This window comes from Craterilacuibacter sp. RT1T (genome assembly GCF_023502145.1).
GTDB lineage: Bacteria > Pseudomonadota > Gammaproteobacteria > Burkholderiales > Chromobacteriaceae > Craterilacuibacter.
This window is the reverse complement of record NZ_JAMFLI010000001.1, coordinates 617,038-631,978: the sequence shown is the minus strand read 5'-3', so window position 1 is coordinate 631,978 and position 14,941 is coordinate 617,038. Positions and strand designations below refer to the sequence as shown.

16 protein-coding genes are annotated in these 14,941 nt (G+C 59.3%); 3 read left to right on the top strand and 13 right to left on the bottom strand.

Annotated elements, in window-relative coordinates:
- Positions 1-47 precede the first annotated feature (47 nt).
- Entirely contained in the window at positions 48-884 is an 837-nt protein-coding gene (locus tag M3P88_RS03305; protein WP_249614619.1) for a ChaN family lipoprotein, read from the bottom strand.
- Between the two features lie 188 nt (positions 885-1,072).
- Positions 1,073-1,222, bottom strand: coding sequence for an entericidin A/B family lipoprotein (locus M3P88_RS03300; RefSeq protein ID WP_220789336.1), 150 nt, complete (start codon positions 1,220-1,222; stop codon positions 1,073-1,075).
- A gap of 168 nt (positions 1,223-1,390) precedes the next feature.
- Here M3P88_RS03300 and dnaE point away from each other — a divergent pair, with 168 nt between their 5' ends.
- Positions 1,391-4,834: a DNA polymerase III subunit alpha gene (gene dnaE, locus M3P88_RS03295; protein WP_249614618.1), complete on the top strand. Its 3,444-nt coding sequence runs from the start codon at positions 1,391-1,393 to the stop codon at positions 4,832-4,834.
- A 3-nt stretch (positions 4,835-4,837) separates the two neighbouring features.
- On the opposite strand, the gene M3P88_RS03290 is transcribed toward dnaE, so the two are convergent.
- Positions 4,838-5,050: a sigma factor-like helix-turn-helix DNA-binding protein gene (locus M3P88_RS03290; protein ID WP_124736405.1), complete on the bottom strand. Its 213-nt coding sequence runs from the start codon at positions 5,048-5,050 to the stop codon at positions 4,838-4,840.
- 84 nt (positions 5,051-5,134) lie between these two features.
- Between M3P88_RS03290 and M3P88_RS03285 the strand changes: the two genes are divergently transcribed.
- Positions 5,135-6,046 (top strand): 2-hydroxyacid dehydrogenase, encoded by a 912-nt coding sequence (locus M3P88_RS03285; RefSeq protein WP_249614617.1) that lies wholly within the window; start codon positions 5,135-5,137, stop codon positions 6,044-6,046.
- A 116-nt stretch (positions 6,047-6,162) separates the two neighbouring features.
- Here the strand turns inward: M3P88_RS03285 and infA are convergent, their stop codons facing one another.
- The 6 genes from infA to M3P88_RS03255 all read right to left on the bottom strand — a co-directional run bounded on the left by infA (position 6,163) and on the right by M3P88_RS03255 (position 10,874).
- Positions 6,163-6,420: a translation initiation factor IF-1 gene (infA, locus tag M3P88_RS03280; RefSeq protein WP_124736406.1), complete on the bottom strand. Its 258-nt coding sequence runs from the start codon at positions 6,418-6,420 to the stop codon at positions 6,163-6,165.
- Positions 6,421-6,747: 327 nt separating this feature from the next.
- Positions 6,748-7,533, bottom strand: coding sequence for a CHAD domain-containing protein (locus M3P88_RS03275; protein WP_249614616.1), 786 nt, complete (start codon positions 7,531-7,533; stop codon positions 6,748-6,750).
- Between the two features lie 96 nt (positions 7,534-7,629).
- The gene (locus tag M3P88_RS03270; RefSeq protein WP_249614615.1) at positions 7,630-8,439 is read right to left on the bottom strand and encodes a MetQ/NlpA family ABC transporter substrate-binding protein; all 810 of its coding nucleotides are present in this window, start codon (positions 8,437-8,439) and stop codon (positions 7,630-7,632) included.
- A 36-nt stretch (positions 8,440-8,475) separates the two neighbouring features.
- Positions 8,476-9,162 (bottom strand): methionine ABC transporter permease, encoded by a 687-nt coding sequence (locus M3P88_RS03265; RefSeq protein WP_124736409.1) that lies wholly within the window; start codon positions 9,160-9,162, stop codon positions 8,476-8,478.
- The gene (locus M3P88_RS03260) at positions 9,162-9,899 is read right to left on the bottom strand and encodes a methionine ABC transporter ATP-binding protein (RefSeq protein WP_249614614.1); all 738 of its coding nucleotides are present in this window, start codon (positions 9,897-9,899) and stop codon (positions 9,162-9,164) included. The genes M3P88_RS03265 and M3P88_RS03260 overlap by 1 nt, the downstream gene beginning before the upstream one ends.
- 225 nt (positions 9,900-10,124) lie before the next feature.
- A complete protein-coding gene (locus tag M3P88_RS03255; RefSeq protein ID WP_249614613.1) occupies positions 10,125-10,874 on the bottom strand; it encodes an endonuclease/exonuclease/phosphatase family protein in 750 nt (249 codons plus the stop codon).
- Positions 10,875-11,083: 209 nt separating this feature from the next.
- Between M3P88_RS03255 and M3P88_RS03250 the strand changes: the two genes are divergently transcribed.
- On the top strand, positions 11,084-11,335 hold the full coding sequence (locus M3P88_RS03250) for a hypothetical protein (protein WP_249614612.1): 252 nt from the start codon (positions 11,084-11,086) through the stop codon (positions 11,333-11,335).
- A gap of 10 nt (positions 11,336-11,345) precedes the next feature.
- On the opposite strand, the gene kch is transcribed toward M3P88_RS03250, so the two are convergent.
- Genes kch through M3P88_RS03230 form a run of 4 tightly spaced genes read right to left on the bottom strand, consistent with a single transcriptional unit; the run spans position 11,346 to position 14,893 of the window.
- Positions 11,346-12,527, bottom strand: a complete 1,182-nt coding sequence (gene kch, locus M3P88_RS03245) for a voltage-gated potassium channel protein (protein WP_249614611.1) — start codon at positions 12,525-12,527, stop codon at positions 11,346-11,348.
- Positions 12,528-12,545: 18 nt separating this feature from the next.
- Entirely contained in the window at positions 12,546-12,998 is a 453-nt protein-coding gene (nudB, locus tag M3P88_RS03240; protein ID WP_249614610.1) for a dihydroneopterin triphosphate diphosphatase, read from the bottom strand.
- On the bottom strand, positions 12,999-13,604 hold the full coding sequence (locus tag M3P88_RS03235; protein WP_249614609.1) for a response regulator transcription factor: 606 nt from the start codon (positions 13,602-13,604) through the stop codon (positions 12,999-13,001). It lies immediately after the preceding gene.
- A gap of 14 nt (positions 13,605-13,618) precedes the next feature.
- A complete protein-coding gene (locus M3P88_RS03230; RefSeq protein ID WP_249614608.1) occupies positions 13,619-14,893 on the bottom strand; it encodes a mechanosensitive ion channel family protein in 1,275 nt (424 codons plus the stop codon).
- Positions 14,894-14,941: the final 48 nt, after the last annotated feature.

Here is a 14,941-nt window from a genome sequence, read left to right as displayed (position 1 = left end):
ACTCCGCTCTCAACAAAAAACAAGGTGATAAGCACGGCAAGCAGCGCTCAAGGCTTTTGCACGGCAGCCAAACCCAGGCACGGGTCTTCTCTCGGCGTAGCCGCCACCGCGACGGCCAGATCATACCCCGAAGCGGACTGCCCCTGCTCGATAAAGCCGACCACCCACAAGGGCACAGCTTCAGGCAACCAGCGCGGCACGCCCACTGCCCGCCCGACATGGCCATTACCGGCAATCAGCACCGCGCCCTGACTTCGGTGTTGCAGCAAGGTATCCGCCAGTACAACATCGCGCGCCACCTGCGCGCGCACCATGGCCGGCATGGCCTTGGCCGGCAGCATGCCGCAGTGGCCCTGATCCAGCGCTTGGCGCTGACCTTCTTCCAGCGCCGCCGGCAAAGGCTGATCCAGCCGATAGCGCTGGCGGGTGGCCTCATCCAGCACCGCCGCGTAGCCGTTTTTCATGACCTGGCGTGCTTCATCACGCGACAGATTGCCGGCGATCAGTGGCAACTGGTACTGCTGCGCCAAGGCCAGCACGGGCTGGTACAAGGCCCAGTTCCAGCCTTCTGCGCCGGCCCGCTGCGCAATACATGCGCCATCGAGCCGGCAGTGCTGGCGCGCCGCATCCAGTTCTGCCTGCCGTTCGCGATCGAACATTTCCATCACCAGCGCCGGCCGCCAGCCCGCGTGCAATGCCGTCTTAAGCAAGGCCAGCCTTTGCGCATGGCCATCCGGGTTGTCATGCACCTCGCCCAGCAACACCACATGGTCAGCACGCATCCAGACCTTTGCCTGCCGGCCAAGTTCATCTGCAGCTGCTGGCAAAGCGCATAACAGACCCAGTAGCGCCAAGCGCCAGCGGTGCGAATTCAAATTCAACATGGCGCCTCCCCTAAAACCTGATCCAGCTACACACGATACAGGCGGGCAAGCCATGCGCCAATGCCCGCCATGCAGTACGATTTCAGGCGCGGCCACCCATCATGCAAACAGGGCATCCTGACGATGCCCTGTTGATGAAAAAGCGCCTGCGCTCAAGTGCAAAGCCGGCATGGCTCAGCCGGTCAGACTCACATTTTTTCTTTTACATCATCCGCCGCTTTAGTCACCCCCTGACCTGCCGCCTTTACATCCTGCCCCATGCCGGCCATGGTATTGCAGGCGGCGAGTAAAAGCGTCGTCAAAATCACGGCAGCCGCCGTTTTGATTCCCTGTTTCATCTTAATCCTCCTTAGCTGTGAGATCACCGACGGGTGATGCTCTCAGGATAGGCATCCGATCGCCTGTTTGCCGGTGAGTCGCAACGAGACTCAGACGCTGCCCGCCCTCATGCCCACCTTCTCCAGCCGGAACTAGCCCCGCTGCGCCCACAGCTCTACAATGCGCGGATGACTACACCACGCTTCGTCCACCTTCGTGTGCATTCCGAATTTTCCGTCAGTGACGGCATCGTGCGTCTTGGCGACGCGATCAAGCGCGCACGCGCCGATCAGATGCCGGCACTGGCCATGTCCGACCTGATGAACCTGTTCGGGCTTGTCAAGTTTTACAAGGGCTGCCGCGATGCCGGCATCAAGCCGATTATCGCCTGCGATATCTGGCTGGAAAATGAGGCGGACCGGGACAAACCCAGCCGCCTGATGCTGATCGCCAAGAACCGCGCCGGTTACGGCCGCCTGTGCGAGCTATTGGCCGCAGCCTTTACCGGCAATCAGGTGCGCGGGCGCGCCGAAATCAAGCGCGAGTGGCTGGAGCATGGCGACAATAGCCAGCTGATTTGCCTGTCCGGCGCGCAGCTGGGCGATATCGGCGTTTCGCTCAGCAATGGCAACCCGGAAGAAGCGCTGGCACGCGCGCAAAGCTGGGCGCGCCTGTTTCCCGACAGCTTCTATCTGGAAATTCAGCGCGTGGATAACCCGCAGGTCGAGGCCATCGTGCAGGCCAGCTTGCGTCTGGCCGGCGAAGCAGGCCTGCCGGTGGTGGCGACCCACCCCATCCAGTTTATGGATGCGGACGACTATATGGCGCACGAGGCACGGGTGTGTATCGCCGAAGGCTTTACCCTGTCCGACAAGCGCCGGCAAAAGAAATTTGCCGACTGCCAGTACTTCCTCTCCAGCGCGCAAATGCTGGAACGCTTCGCCGATGTCCCCGAGGCGCTGCAAAACTCGGTCGAAATCGCCAAGCGCTGCAATTTCACCGTCGAGCTGGGCACCAACTACCTGCCGGACTTCCCGACGCCGGACGGCATGAGTCTGGACGATTTTATGGTGCAGGAGGCGCAAAAAGGGCTGGAAGAGCGCCTGATCGAGCTGTATCCGGATGCCGAAGAGCGCGAAAAGCAGCGTACGCGCTATGTTGACCGCCTCAAGTTCGAAACCGACACCATCATCCAGATGGGCTTTCCCGGCTATTTTTTGATCGTGGCCGACTTTATCAACTGGGCCAAGCATAACGGTTGTCCGGTAGGGCCGGGACGCGGCTCGGGTGCGGGCTCGCTGGTGGCCTACAGCCTCAAAATTACCGATATCGATCCGCTGGAATATGCGCTGCTGTTCGAGCGTTTCCTTAACCCGGAGCGGGTTTCCATGCCCGACTTCGACGTCGACTTCTGTCAGGACAACCGCTACCGCGTCATCGAATATGTGCGCCAGACCTATGGTCAGGAGGCGGTGTCGCAGATTGCCACCTTCGGCACCATGGCAGCCAAGGCGGTGATCCGCGATGTGGGGCGCGTGCTCGACCTGCCGTATATGTTCTGTGACCAGCTGTCCAAGCTGATTCCGGCCGCACCCGGCAAGCAGTACTCGCTGGACGACGCCGTCGCGATGGAGCCGGTCCTGAAAGAGCGGCTGGAAAACGAGGAAGAAGTCGCCCAGTTGTGGGTGCTGGCCAAGAAGCTGGAGGGTCTGACCCGCGGCATCGGCATGCACGCAGGCGGCGTGCTGATCGCACCGGGCAAGCTGACCGATTTCTGCCCGCTGTATCAGGCCTCCGGTGAAGACGCCGTTTCGGTCTCCATGCTGGACAAGGACGATGTCGAGAAAATCGGCCTGGTGAAGTTCGACTTTCTGGGCCTCAGAAACCTGACCATCATCGATCTGGCCGCACGCTATATCAAGCAGCTGGATCCGTCCTTCGACACCGACCTGAATCTGCTGGAGTTCACCGATCCGGCGGCCTACCGCATCTTGCAGACGGCAAATACCACCGCCGTGTTCCAGCTGGAATCGGACGGCATGAAGCGCCTGCTGGAGAAGCTCAAGCCCGACCGTTTCGAAGACATTATCGCGGTATTGGCACTGTATCGTCCGGGCCCGCTGGGCTCGGGCATGGTGGACGACTTTATCCTGCGTAAAGCCGGCAAGCAGGCGGTGGACTACTTCCACCCCGACCTGACCGCCTGCCTTGACCCGACCTATGGCGTGATCGTGTATCAGGAACAGGTGATGCAGATTTCGCAGATTATCGGCGGCTATACGCTGGGCGGCGCCGACATGCTGCGCCGGGCCATGGGCAAGAAAAAAGCCGAGGAGATGGACAAGCATCGCGGCATCTTCACCGAAGGCGCAGAGAAAAAGGGCTACACCAAAGAGCTGGCCACCCATTTGTTTGACCTGATGGCGATGTTTGCCGAATACGGCTTTAACAAATCGCATACCGCCGCCTACGCCGTGGTGTCCTACCAGACGGCATGGCTCAAGGCGCACCACTGCGCGGCCTTTATGGCGGCGACCATGTCGAGCGAACTGGACAACACCGACCAGCTCAAGATTTTTTACGATGATGCATTGGCCAACGGCCTCACCTTCCTGCCACCCGACGTCAATCAGGGCTTTTACCGTTTTGTGCCGACCGACCGCAGCCATATCCGCTATGCGCTGGGGGCGATCAAGGGCACCGGTGAGGCGGCGGTCGAGCATATTATCGCGGTACGCGAGGCCAGCGGCCCGTTCAAGGATCTGTTCGATTTTTGCAGCCGTACCGACAAGAGAATCGTCAATAAACGCACAGTTGAGGCACTGATCCGCGCCGGCGCATTCGACGCACTGGATAGCAACCGCGCCAGACTGTTCGCCAATGTCGCTCTGGCACTGGAAGCGGCCAGCCAGGAAGCCGCCAACGCGGGGCAAGGCGGGCTATTCGATATGTTCGGCGACGATGTGGTGCCGGCCGTGCCGATGATAGAAGCTCGCGCCTGGACGCCGGCGGTGCAACTGGCCGAAGAAAAACAGGCCATCGGCTACTATCTGTCCGGCCACCCGTTCAAGTCTTACGAAAAAGAAGTGCGCGGCTTTATCAAAACGCCGCTATCGCGTCTGGTGCCGCGCAAGGAGCCGCAACTACTGGCCGGCTTTGTTACCGGCATCCGCGTCAAGGTGGGCAACCGCGGCAAGATGGCTTTCGTGCAGCTGGATGACGGCAGTGCCAAGCTGGAAGTCTCGCTGTTTGCCGAAGGCTTTGACGCCAATCGCGACCGCTTAAAAGAAGACACCGTGCTGGTAGTGGAGGGCAAGGTCAGCGAAGACAAGTTCTCCGGCGGTCTGCGTATTATCGCCGAACATGTCTATCAGCTGGGCGAAGCGCGCAGCCGCTATGCGCGCTCGCTGGCCATCCAGCTGGATCACACCGCCGATGTGGGCAAACTCAGAAGTACGCTGGTCGATTACAAAAGCGAAGAAGCCGGCTGCCCGGTACGCCTGCACTACAACAATGGTCAGGCCAAGGGCGAATTGATGCTGCCGCCGGCATGGGGGGTAAGACTGGATGATGCACTGCTGCTGGCGCTAGCCGATACGCTGGGCGAGAGCCGCGCCAAAATCATCTGGTAAGACCTACATCGGCAGGTGCGGTGCCATCACATTGATGGCCTGCACCGCGCGCCGGTAACGGGCGTGGGCGCGCGACACGGTGGAGACGGACAAATCCATCTGCCGAGCTGCCCCGCTGCAAGTCATGCCTTCGATCTCGATCAGCCATACTGCCTCGCGCGAGCGCTTTTTCAGCCCGATCAGGTTGGCAACCTGATTAAAGAGTTCCAGTCTCATTGCATGCTCCCTTTTTTTCCAGCATAGTGGCTTGCAAAAAAAGTGCATATATTTGCGCCCGCCAGCCTCAGGCAAGGAGCCCTCGTGATTACCGTCTACCATTCGGAACATGCGCAAAGCTATATCGCCGCCCTGTCCCGCCTCTTACCCGGACATCGCGTCAGCGACCAGCTCGAACCTGACGCACGCTATGCGGTGGCATGGAACCCACCCGAGGGCTTTTTTAGCAACCTTTCCGGCTTGCAAGGGGTGTTTGCACTGGGCGCGGGGGTTGACCGCCTGCTGGGCCGGCAAGACCTCTCCCCCGACATCCCCATCTACCGCCTGACCGATGCCGGCATGGCCGAACAAATGGTCGAGTATGCGCGCTATGGCGTGCTGCACTGGCAGCGCAGCTTCGACGTTTACCGTACACAGCAGCAGGCACAGCAATGGCAGGTTAGACCGGACAGACGCAAGGCCGACACCCGCATCACGGTCCTCGGGCTGGGTGAAATGGGCGGGCGCGTCGCGGCGGCGCTGGCGGAGGATGGTTATTGCGTCAGCGGCTATAGCCGCAAGAGGCACGCCTTGGACCGCGTCAACTGCATCTCTGGCGAAGCGCAGCTAAACGCCCTCTTGGCCCAAACCGATGTCCTGATCAACCTGCTGCCCTCCACCGCGCTGACCCGCGGCCTGCTCAGCGCAAAACGGCTGGCGCTGCTGCCAGCGGGCAGCGCGCTGATTCATGCCGGACGTGGCGATCAGCTCGATGAAAATGCCCTGCTTGCGGCACTGGACAGCGGCGCACTGCGCTTTGCCCTGCTGGACGTATTCGCACTGGAGCCGCTAGAAGCCGGACATCGTCTATGGGGCCACCCGCGCGCCATCATTACGCCGCACAGCGCAGCCCAGACGCTGATCGGCGAGGCCGCAGCGCAGATCGCAAGGCGCATTCAGGCACTGGAGCAAGGGCAGGAAGTAACGGGCAAGGTCGAGCGTAGCCGCGCCTATTGACGGGCAAATAAAGCGTCAAGCAGAGGTTGCGCACCGGCCGGAATGGCGGGCGGCAGAAATACGAAGGGAAGTTCGGGCACGGAGGCTAAGGCCTGATCCGCGCCCGCAAGTCTTGCTTAGCGGCGGAACGAAGGTGCCGACGACGGGCCGCGTTCTTCCTTGTGACGGAAGCTGATGCGCGCCTTGGTCAGATCATACGGCGACATTTCAACCGTCACCTTGTCGCCTTCCAGAATGCGGATGCGGAATTTGCGCATTTTGCCCGAGGCATAGGCCACGACTTCAACGCCATTCTCCAAACGCACTTTAAATCGGGTATCCGGCATGACGTCGACGACGACGCCTTGCAGTTCCAACAGTTCTTCTTTAGCCATAACCTATCTCCGATAGCCCCCCATCTGATGGCGGGCATCCGTGTCTTCAACAATGCTCTGACTGCCCCCTCATTAACACTCCAGCGCCGACCCGGTTCAACAAGGGCTGGCGGAGATGTCCGTCAGGATAATGCCGAATCCGGCAGATATTCGTTACGGGAAACGAGGCGAGAATGAGGCGGGCGGAACCCGGATGAGTCCAGGCGAACGCTCTCAGCCAACGGGCAGCACAGCTTTCCTGCGCGCAGTATACCTGATTACGGCAAACAAAACCCTTGCCTTATGGTAAAAGATGCGCCCAAGCAGCCACTTGGCTTGCATGATGCCTCAAATCTGCCGCCGAACGCGCCGGCGCAGCACCTTTTGCAAATGCTTCTCCCGCCCTGCGATGATGCGCCGCCAAGCCTTGGCGAGTGCCCCTTCTGCCTGCAGGCGCTGCACCAGTGCTTGCCAATCATTCAATTCGCCCAGCAAACCCTGCACGGAGAACAAAGCCTTCACCCGCTTGCGGGTACGCCGCTGAAGTAGCGGCGCAAACTGTACGCCCCAGCCGCGATAGCGCTTGATAGCCAGCCGCGCCGCATGCCAGTGGGCAGGCTTGCCGCTACCCAGCGCCCGTTGCAGCTTGGCTTGCACTTTTTGCCATAAAGACTTGGCCTGCATGCGTGCCAGTTTGCGCAAGCGCAGCTTATCCAGCAGCGCATCTGCGCCGGCAAGAAAAGGCAAAAGCAAAGCCAACGCCGCCACTAAATCAGGCTGCAGGCGCGGCAACAAGCGGTTGCGCGCCTGCTGTAAGGCACGTGCCCACGCAAGATCCACGCTTAATGCCCGCGGATGGCATCGCTGCAACAAGGCCAGCGCGTCCAGCGCCACTTCCAGCTCGCGCGCCTCGCGGCTTAGGCGGTAACACCCGGCCAAGTGCCGGCGCAACGCATCAGCCGTCTCGCTACCGCGAAAAAACAGCAGCACCGTACGCAAGGCCCGTAGCGCAAGACGCAAGTCATGCACCGCCTCGGCGCGCTGCGCGCCATCCGGCCCGGCCAATGCCCGACAAGCCAGCTCAATGCGTGCCGACTGGGTGATGACCACCTTGGTGAAATACGCTGTGCTCATTCGCCGCTTCCAGACAGACCCAAAACGCAGCATAGGCGATTTTCAGACACAAAAAACGGCACCTGTTCAGGTGCCGTTGGCTGCATCCGCTCAAGCTTACTTCCAGTTTTGCGGCAGCTTGTAACCCGGATACTGTTTTTGTGCCCACGCCTTGAAAGCAGGCGAGTTGTAGGCGGCGATCACATCCTTGGCCCATGGTTTGGCCGCGTCAGCGCTCTTGACCACACCCCAGTTCACATAGGCGTAGCTCTTTTCCTGGAACACGGCCTCGGTCAGCTTGATGCCGGAGCTGGTGGCGTAGTTGCCATTAATGATGGCAAAGTCCACATCGCCACGGGCGCGTGGCAGTTGCGCCGCTTCCAGCTGGACGATTTTCACCTGCTTGACGTTCTGGGCAATATCGCGCTCGGATGCAGTCAGCGGATTGACACCCGGCTTCAGCTTGATCCAGCCCAGATCGGCCAGCATCACCAGCGCACGGGCGAAGTTGGACGGATCGTTAGGCGTGGCGATCGTGCTGCCAGCCTTCACGTCTTTCAGCGCCTTAAGTTTGCCCGGGTAAACACCCAAAGGCGCGGTCGGCACCTGGAACACCGGCGTCAGGCTCAGCTTGTGCTCTTTGCTGAACGAGTCCAGATACGGCTTGTGCTGGAACACGTTTACATCAAGCGAGCCTTCGGCCAGACCCAGATTGGGGCGTACATAATCGGTAAACTCGACCAGTTTGACGCTATAGCCCTGCTTTTCCAGCTGCGGCTTGATATTGAGCTTAACCATGTCGCCAAAGTCGCCCACGGTGGTACCGATCACGATGTTTTTCTTGGCAGGATCCGCAGCCACAGCCGCGCCGGTAAAGCTCAGGCCAACCGCAACGGCTAGCAGTGTTTTGATAAAGCTTGCACGCATCTTGTTTCTCCTTGGTATGGATGCTTGATAAAAGGGTTAACGCTTGTCCAGACGCGCGGCCAGATAGTTGCCGCCCAACTGGATAATCTGCACGACCACCACCAGCAGCAGCACCATGGCCAGCATGACTTCACTCTGGAAACGGTAATAGCCGTAGCGGATGGCCAGATCGCCAATCCCCCCGCCGCCCACGACACCGGCCACGGCGGAGTAACTCAGAAAGCTGATGGTCAGAATGGTCAGCGCATTCACTAGGCCGGCACGCGCTTCGCGCAACAAGACCTTGAACACAATCTGCAAGGGGCTCGCGCCCATGGCTTCGGCGGCCTCGACCACTCCGCGCGGTACTTCGCGCAGCGTCTGCTCGACCAGACGGGCAAAATACGGAATGGCGGCAAACGACAAAGGCACGGCTGCGGCGACCGGGCCGATGGTGCTACCGACGATCAGCCGGGTTAAGGGCACCAGCGACACCATCAGGATAATGAAAGGGAAAGAGCGCACCAGATTGACCAGCCAGCCCAGCAAACCGGCAACAAAACGGTTGGCCAGAATCTGCCCCGGCTGCGCCAGATACAGCCACACGCCCAAGGGGCCACCCAAGAGGACGGCAGCGGACAAGCCTATGCCCAGCATCAGTGCGGTTTCCAGACAGGCCTGCCAGATTTCCGGCCCCAGCAGCACCAGGTTGCTCCATGCCTCGGCAAAAGTGATCGCTTCCATTACGCGGCCTCCAGCATATCGCGCGCAGCAGACGACAACGCCTGCACCTCGCCTTGTTTAACATCCATCACTTCAAGCAGCGCCCCGCCCTCAAGCAAGGCTGCACGCTGGCAAATTGCCCGCACCACGCCCATTTCATGGGTGACCAGTACAATGGTGACGCCAAAACGCGCATTGATATCGGCCAGGCACTGCAACACGCTTTGTGTGGTTTTCGGGTCCAGCGCCGAAGTCGGCTCGTCGGCCAGAATGACCTTGGGGCGCGGCGCCAGCGCGCGGGCAATCCCGACCCGCTGCTTCTGCCCGCCCGAAAGTTGGGCCGGATAATGTTCGGCGCGGTCAGAGAGCCCCACCACTTCCAGGCATTCGGCTACGCGCAGCGCAATATCAACGCGGCTCCAGCCGGCGATTTCCAGCGGGAAGGCAATATTTTCCGCCACGGTGCGGTTAGACAGCAGATTGAACTGCTGAAACACCATGCCGATATTTTGCCGCGCACGGCGCAGTTCGCTAGCCGACAAGCGGGTCAGATCCTGACCATCCACCAGTACGGCCCCCGCCTCGGGGCGTTCCAGCAGATTGATCAGACGCAGCAAGGTGGATTTACCGGCACCGGAAAAACCGATCAGACCGAATATTTCGCCCTCGGCGATGGAAAGCGTAGTCGCGCGTACGGCATCAAACCAGCCCCCGTCGGGATGGCGAAAGCGCTTGCTCACGTTATTGAGATGTATCATCGAAGTCCCTAGAAATGCAAAAAGCCCGCCACTTGCGGCGAGCTTAAATCATGGAACTTCGGTATTACTGAAGTGCGGATTGCGAGCTGCAGTCCGTCCACGCTTTAGCTGTTTTACGCCCGCAAGCTGTATCAAATCGGCGATGTATCTGGGACAAAATCTACCAGCCGCGACCCGCAACTGTCAAGTGATGTATACAAAATATTATCTTCCAATGGCACTGTTTTATAGTGGCAACAATTGTGCACTTAATGGCAAATGATCGGATAACTTGGCCCAGGGCAGGCCGCGATGCACTTCGACCGACACCGGCTGCAAGCCGCGCACATAGATGCGATCCAGCGGCAGCATGGGCATGCGCGCCGGAAAGCTTCTGGCACACTCGCCATTGAGCAGGCGGAACACTTCATCCAGACCGGCACGCTCGCGCAGGATGGCGCTGGCCTCGTCGCGCCAGTCATTGAAGTCGCCAGCCAGAATCAGCATGGCCTCCGGCGGCACATTGCTGTCGATATAACGCGACAGGGCCTCGAATTGCTTGCGCCGGTCGCGTGCCAGCAAATTCAGGTGGGCGCACAGCGTGACCACCGGCTGCGTCCAGCCCTGCGGTTGCAGCAGGCAATGCAGGATGCCGCGGCTTTCCAGCCGGTTGACGCTGATATCAAGATTGCACCACTCGGTAACGGGAAAGCGCGACAACAACGCATTGCCGTGATGGCCGTGATCATAGGCGGCGTTCAAGCCATAAGTGACCTTGCTGCCCAGATGGCGCGCCAGATAATGATGCTGTGGCAAGCTTGGCCAGTTGGGGTGGCGCAGGGCGCGCAGGGCATTGCGCCCCTGCACTTCCTGCAAAAAAACCACATCGGACGACAAGGTATCCAGCGCCCGCGCCATCGCCGGCACCATCACCTTGCGGTTCAGCGGCGACATGCCCTTGTGGATGTTGTAAGTTGCAACGGATAGCGGTTTCATCGCACGAACTCAGGCTAGACCCGGTGATGCGCAGCATACGCCCCGATCATCAGGTAAACGGCACCATGCACGCTTGTGTCCATTATGCACCGCATGATTCGGGCTGGGATAGCACCGCGACCAAGACTGTTTGCTTCTTAGCCCTACGCGCTATAGGATATTTGCCTAAAGCGCCGTCAACGGCGCAATACTCACGAGGAGAAAGCAATATGGGCACTGCACGCCAATGGATATGGGACCATAGCCAGGATACGTTCAAGCCCTATGGTGGCGATACACCGTACAGCATAGAGGACCTGGAAGAGCAAACTTTGCAAGGCGGCGTCTTCGTCCATCAGGATGAGCGCGGCCGGCACTGGTTTATCAGCGAAGGGGACTCCAGCCGCTGGCATGATGGTGAAGAGCTGAATATGGGCGGCGAGTATTACGACAAAGCCCGTCTGGCGGCCATCGCAGGCTAACGCGCCAGGCTCAATCGCTGAGCTTGGCCGGATTGCCCTGCAGCAGCAGGTCGGTAATGGTGTCTTTGTCCATGGTTTCACCATTAAGCAGGCGCGCCAGAATCTCGCTCCCCAGCAACTGGGGGGCAATCAGCACATCCGGCTGGCAACGCTTGATTTTTTCCAGATGACGGTTGTCGTTGAGTAAAACCACCGTACGCACATCACTGGCCAGATCCTTCATCGCCAGCACTACAAATGCATTATCGGCATCATCCCCCCCCAGCGCCAACACCGAGCGCGCCAACTCCGCGCCCGCTTCCTTGAGAACGCTGGTATCGGAAGTCTCTCCGACCACGATATCCGCATCATCAGGCAGGCTATGCTGCTGCGCACTCTCGGGGGACAACAACACCGTCACTTTAAGGCCGCGCTGGCTCAAACTCTCGTACAGATTATGTGCCAATGGTGATGCACCAACGATCAGAAAATGACCGGAGCGTTTCATTTTACGTCCCTTCCCTTTAATAATGCGTTGCATGCTTGAGTTCAGCATGGGGCCTACCAATGTACTCAACGCTGCGGCAAATACGGTAATACCCAGAATGATGATGGAAAGAGTAAACAGCCGTGCGGCATCGGTGTGCGGGGTAATATCGCCATATCCCACCGTCGTCATGGTCACCAGACTGAAATACAGCGCCGTCATCGGATTCAGAATGGGCGGGATAAAATCAGCCCCTAACGATAATGAACCGACCATGGCATAGCACAGCAAAGCGCTGACAATCAGCAGGGTCACCAAGGCCCCGGCAACGACACTCGAACCCTGAAAGCTATCGCGAAACAGCACAAGCAACACAAGCAAGGCCCACGAAAACGCCAGCGTACCATGCTGCACCAACCCGGAGCGCCACAACAAGGGTGTCACCAGCAGCACCAGCATCAGGGCAAAGAACCAAGCCGCCCGGGCACGCAACAGCAAGCCTATCGCCATGAGCACCAGGCCACTGACCAGCAACAGGCGCGGCAGCATGAACCAGTTGAACTCGGCCAAGATGGCCGACTCGGCATGCCAGAAATTGCCGGGCAGCGTTCTGGGCAGCTCGGTCACCAAGGGATAACCCAGCAACAGTGCTTCGATCAGCAATAGCAGCGCCAGCGGCACTTGTGGCAGCAGCTTGCGCCATTGATGCAAACGGTTAACAACCATGGTGACTTCCAATGAGATTCAGGACAAAGGCGACAGCCGACGGCCCAATTCCCGGATAGCTACCGCATTGGAAGGGGAAAATACGCGCTGTGCCGCCTCTTGCCAGTCTAGCCAGACATACGCGATATGCTCGCGGGCATTAAGCCGGGGCGTCGCTTCGGCTGACAATTCGAAAGCAAACACATGTTCGGTGTTATGCGTCACCCCCTCGGGGTAACGGTGACGCCAGTGCGGATAGATTTCATAGACCGAGCTTTGCGCCCAGTCATGCATCACACCGTCAGCAGCAGAAAAACCGGTTTCCTCGCCCAGCTCGCGCCAAGCCGTCGCCAGCAGCGCCTCCTGCCCCTCCCGGCTGCCGGTGACCGACTGCCAGAAGCCGGGCTTGTCGGCGCGCTCAATCAACAACACCCGGCCACAAGCGCTATACAATAACACCAGCACCGAAACCGGCTGCTTATTGCCAGCCATTCAAGCCTGCCTTTCTGCCAGACGGCTGGCGAGTTCGACGGCCGACTTCACACCCATTTTGTCAAATACGCGTGCACGGTGCACTTCAACCGTCTTCATGCTGATCGCCAACTCGTCGGCGATCTGTTTATTCAGCTTGCCCATTAACACCAGCTTCATCACCTCGCGCTCGCGCTCGGTCAATGAAGCCAATGTTGCCTCGACATGCCGCTTGCCATGATAGTGCTTGCGCTGCGTCTCATCCCGCGCCAGACACTGCTGCAACAAGGCAATCAGATGCTCGTCGTTAAACGGCTTTTCCAGAAAGTCGACCGCACCCAGCTTGAGTGCGGCCACCGCATGCGGCACATCGCCATGCGCCGTCAGCATAATAACCGGCGGGCAATAAGGCGCCAGCGCCAGACGCTCCAGCAAAACCAGACCGCTCATGCCACCCAGACGCAAATCGACAATCAGGCAATGAAAGCGTGCCGGATCGCCGCTTTGCAGCAGCGCCTCGGCGCTCTCGAAAGGATGGACGGCAAAAGGCTGGCCGTCCAGCAACCAGAGCAGTGCATCACGCACTGCTTTGTCATCATCAACAATGGCCAGCTCTTTTGCGCTCATACCATCCTCGCGTTTCAGGCTTCGTCTTTAAGGATACGGATCTCGCGCTGTGGGAACGGAATCTGGATCCCGTTTTCCTGGAATTTGCGCCAGATCGCCAGATTGATCTCGGACTTGAGCCCCAGGAAACCGTTCTCCGGATCGGATACCCATACGCCCAGCGACAGATTGATGCTGGAATCGGCAAACTCGAGCACAAACGCCGACGGGCCCGGTTCCTTGAGCACGCGCGGATGGTTGGCGGCTTCTTTGAGCAAGCGCAGCGCCAGATCCAGATCGGTGCCATAAGCCACACCGATAGGCAGGCTGGTCCAGATCGCCTTGTCCGAATACGAAGTATTGATCACAGTACTGCTAATCAGCGCCTCGTTAGGCACCAGCGCCTCCGAGCCGTCGGCACTCTTAAGCACGACAAAGCGCGAGGTAATCTTGGTAACGACCCCCACCCGCCCTTCGACTTCCAGACGGTCGCCGATGCGGATGGAGCGGTCCAGCAGAATGATAAAACCCGACACATAGTTGGAGGCAATCTTCTGCAAGCCGAAACCAAGACCCACACCCAAGGCACCACCGAACACCGACAAGACGGTCAGATCAATGCCGACTACAGGCAGGGCAATCAGCACCGCACCGACCAGCAAGGCAGTACGCGCAATTTTGGAGAACACGATACGCAGCGAAAGATCGAGATCTTTCAGGCGCATCAGGCGCGACTCGATGGCGCGGCTCACCCACAAGGCACCGATCACAATGACGGACACCCACAAGATGGCGCTCAGCACCATCAGCAAATCCAGACGGGTGCTGCCAACGGTAAAGGCAATCGACTGCATCCACTCGATCGCCAGCGAGTCGACCCCTACCGCCCAGCTGGCATACATCAGCCACAGCACCATGGCCATAAAGTGTTCGCTACCGCGCTCGAACCTGCCGCGCGGCAAGGCCTGACGCACCACGGCGGTGATGATGCGTATCATCGACAGCCAGAACATCAGCGTCGCCATGGTCACCAGCACCTTGGCCGGGGTCGAGGCAAACAGCTTCCAGGCAAAAACGCTGATCACCAGCAGCAGCATGGTGCTCAGCGGCATCGCCAGACGCAGGCCGATATAGGGCAGGAAACGCTCGGAACGCTCGGGGTGAGTACGGTAGAAATGGCGGTATACATAACCTGACCACAACCAGCCCAACACGCCACAAGCCAGGCCAATCGCCAACTGAATCAGGCCGGGTGTCGTCTGCAAAATGGCAGACAGCGAGTCAAAGATCAATTCATCACGTTGCAACAACAGAACATACTCCGGTAAAAACACTAACAAAAAACACACTACAGGCCA

What these genes read in the sequence shown, in the direction of transcription:
- M3P88_RS03265 (WP_124736409.1), bottom strand. Translation starts at nt 9,162, where the DNA reads ATGGAAGCGATCACTTTTGCCGAGGCATGGAGCAACCTGGTGCTGCTG.
- M3P88_RS03305 (WP_249614619.1), bottom strand. Translation starts at nt 884, where the DNA reads ATGTTGAATTTGAATTCGCACCGCTGGCGCTTGGCGCTACTGGGTCTG.
- nudB (WP_249614610.1), bottom strand. Translation starts at nt 12,998, where the DNA reads ATGGCTGGCAATAAGCAGCCGGTTTCGGTGCTGGTGTTATTGTATAGC.
- M3P88_RS03255 (WP_249614613.1), bottom strand. Translation starts at nt 10,874, where the DNA reads ATGAAACCGCTATCCGTTGCAACTTACAACATCCACAAGGGCATGTCG.
- M3P88_RS03300 (WP_220789336.1), bottom strand. Translation starts at nt 1,222, where the DNA reads ATGAAACAGGGAATCAAAACGGCGGCTGCCGTGATTTTGACGACGCTT.
- M3P88_RS03290 (WP_124736405.1), bottom strand. Translation starts at nt 5,050, where the DNA reads ATGAGACTGGAACTCTTTAATCAGGTTGCCAACCTGATCGGGCTGAAA.
- dnaE (WP_249614618.1), top strand. Translation starts at nt 1,391, where the DNA reads ATGACTACACCACGCTTCGTCCACCTTCGTGTGCATTCCGAATTTTCC.
- M3P88_RS03235 (WP_249614609.1), bottom strand. Translation starts at nt 13,604, where the DNA reads ATGAGCGCAAAAGAGCTGGCCATTGTTGATGATGACAAAGCAGTGCGT.
- infA (WP_124736406.1), bottom strand. Translation starts at nt 6,420, where the DNA reads ATGGCTAAAGAAGAACTGTTGGAACTGCAAGGCGTCGTCGTCGACGTC.
- M3P88_RS03270 (WP_249614615.1), bottom strand. Translation starts at nt 8,439, where the DNA reads ATGCGTGCAAGCTTTATCAAAACACTGCTAGCCGTTGCGGTTGGCCTG.
- kch (WP_249614611.1), bottom strand. Translation starts at nt 12,527, where the DNA reads ATGGTTGTTAACCGTTTGCATCAATGGCGCAAGCTGCTGCCACAAGTG.
- M3P88_RS03250 (WP_249614612.1), top strand. Translation starts at nt 11,084, where the DNA reads ATGGGCACTGCACGCCAATGGATATGGGACCATAGCCAGGATACGTTC.
- M3P88_RS03275 (WP_249614616.1), bottom strand. Translation starts at nt 7,533, where the DNA reads ATGAGCACAGCGTATTTCACCAAGGTGGTCATCACCCAGTCGGCACGC.
- M3P88_RS03260 (WP_249614614.1), bottom strand. Translation starts at nt 9,899, where the DNA reads ATGATACATCTCAATAACGTGAGCAAGCGCTTTCGCCATCCCGACGGG.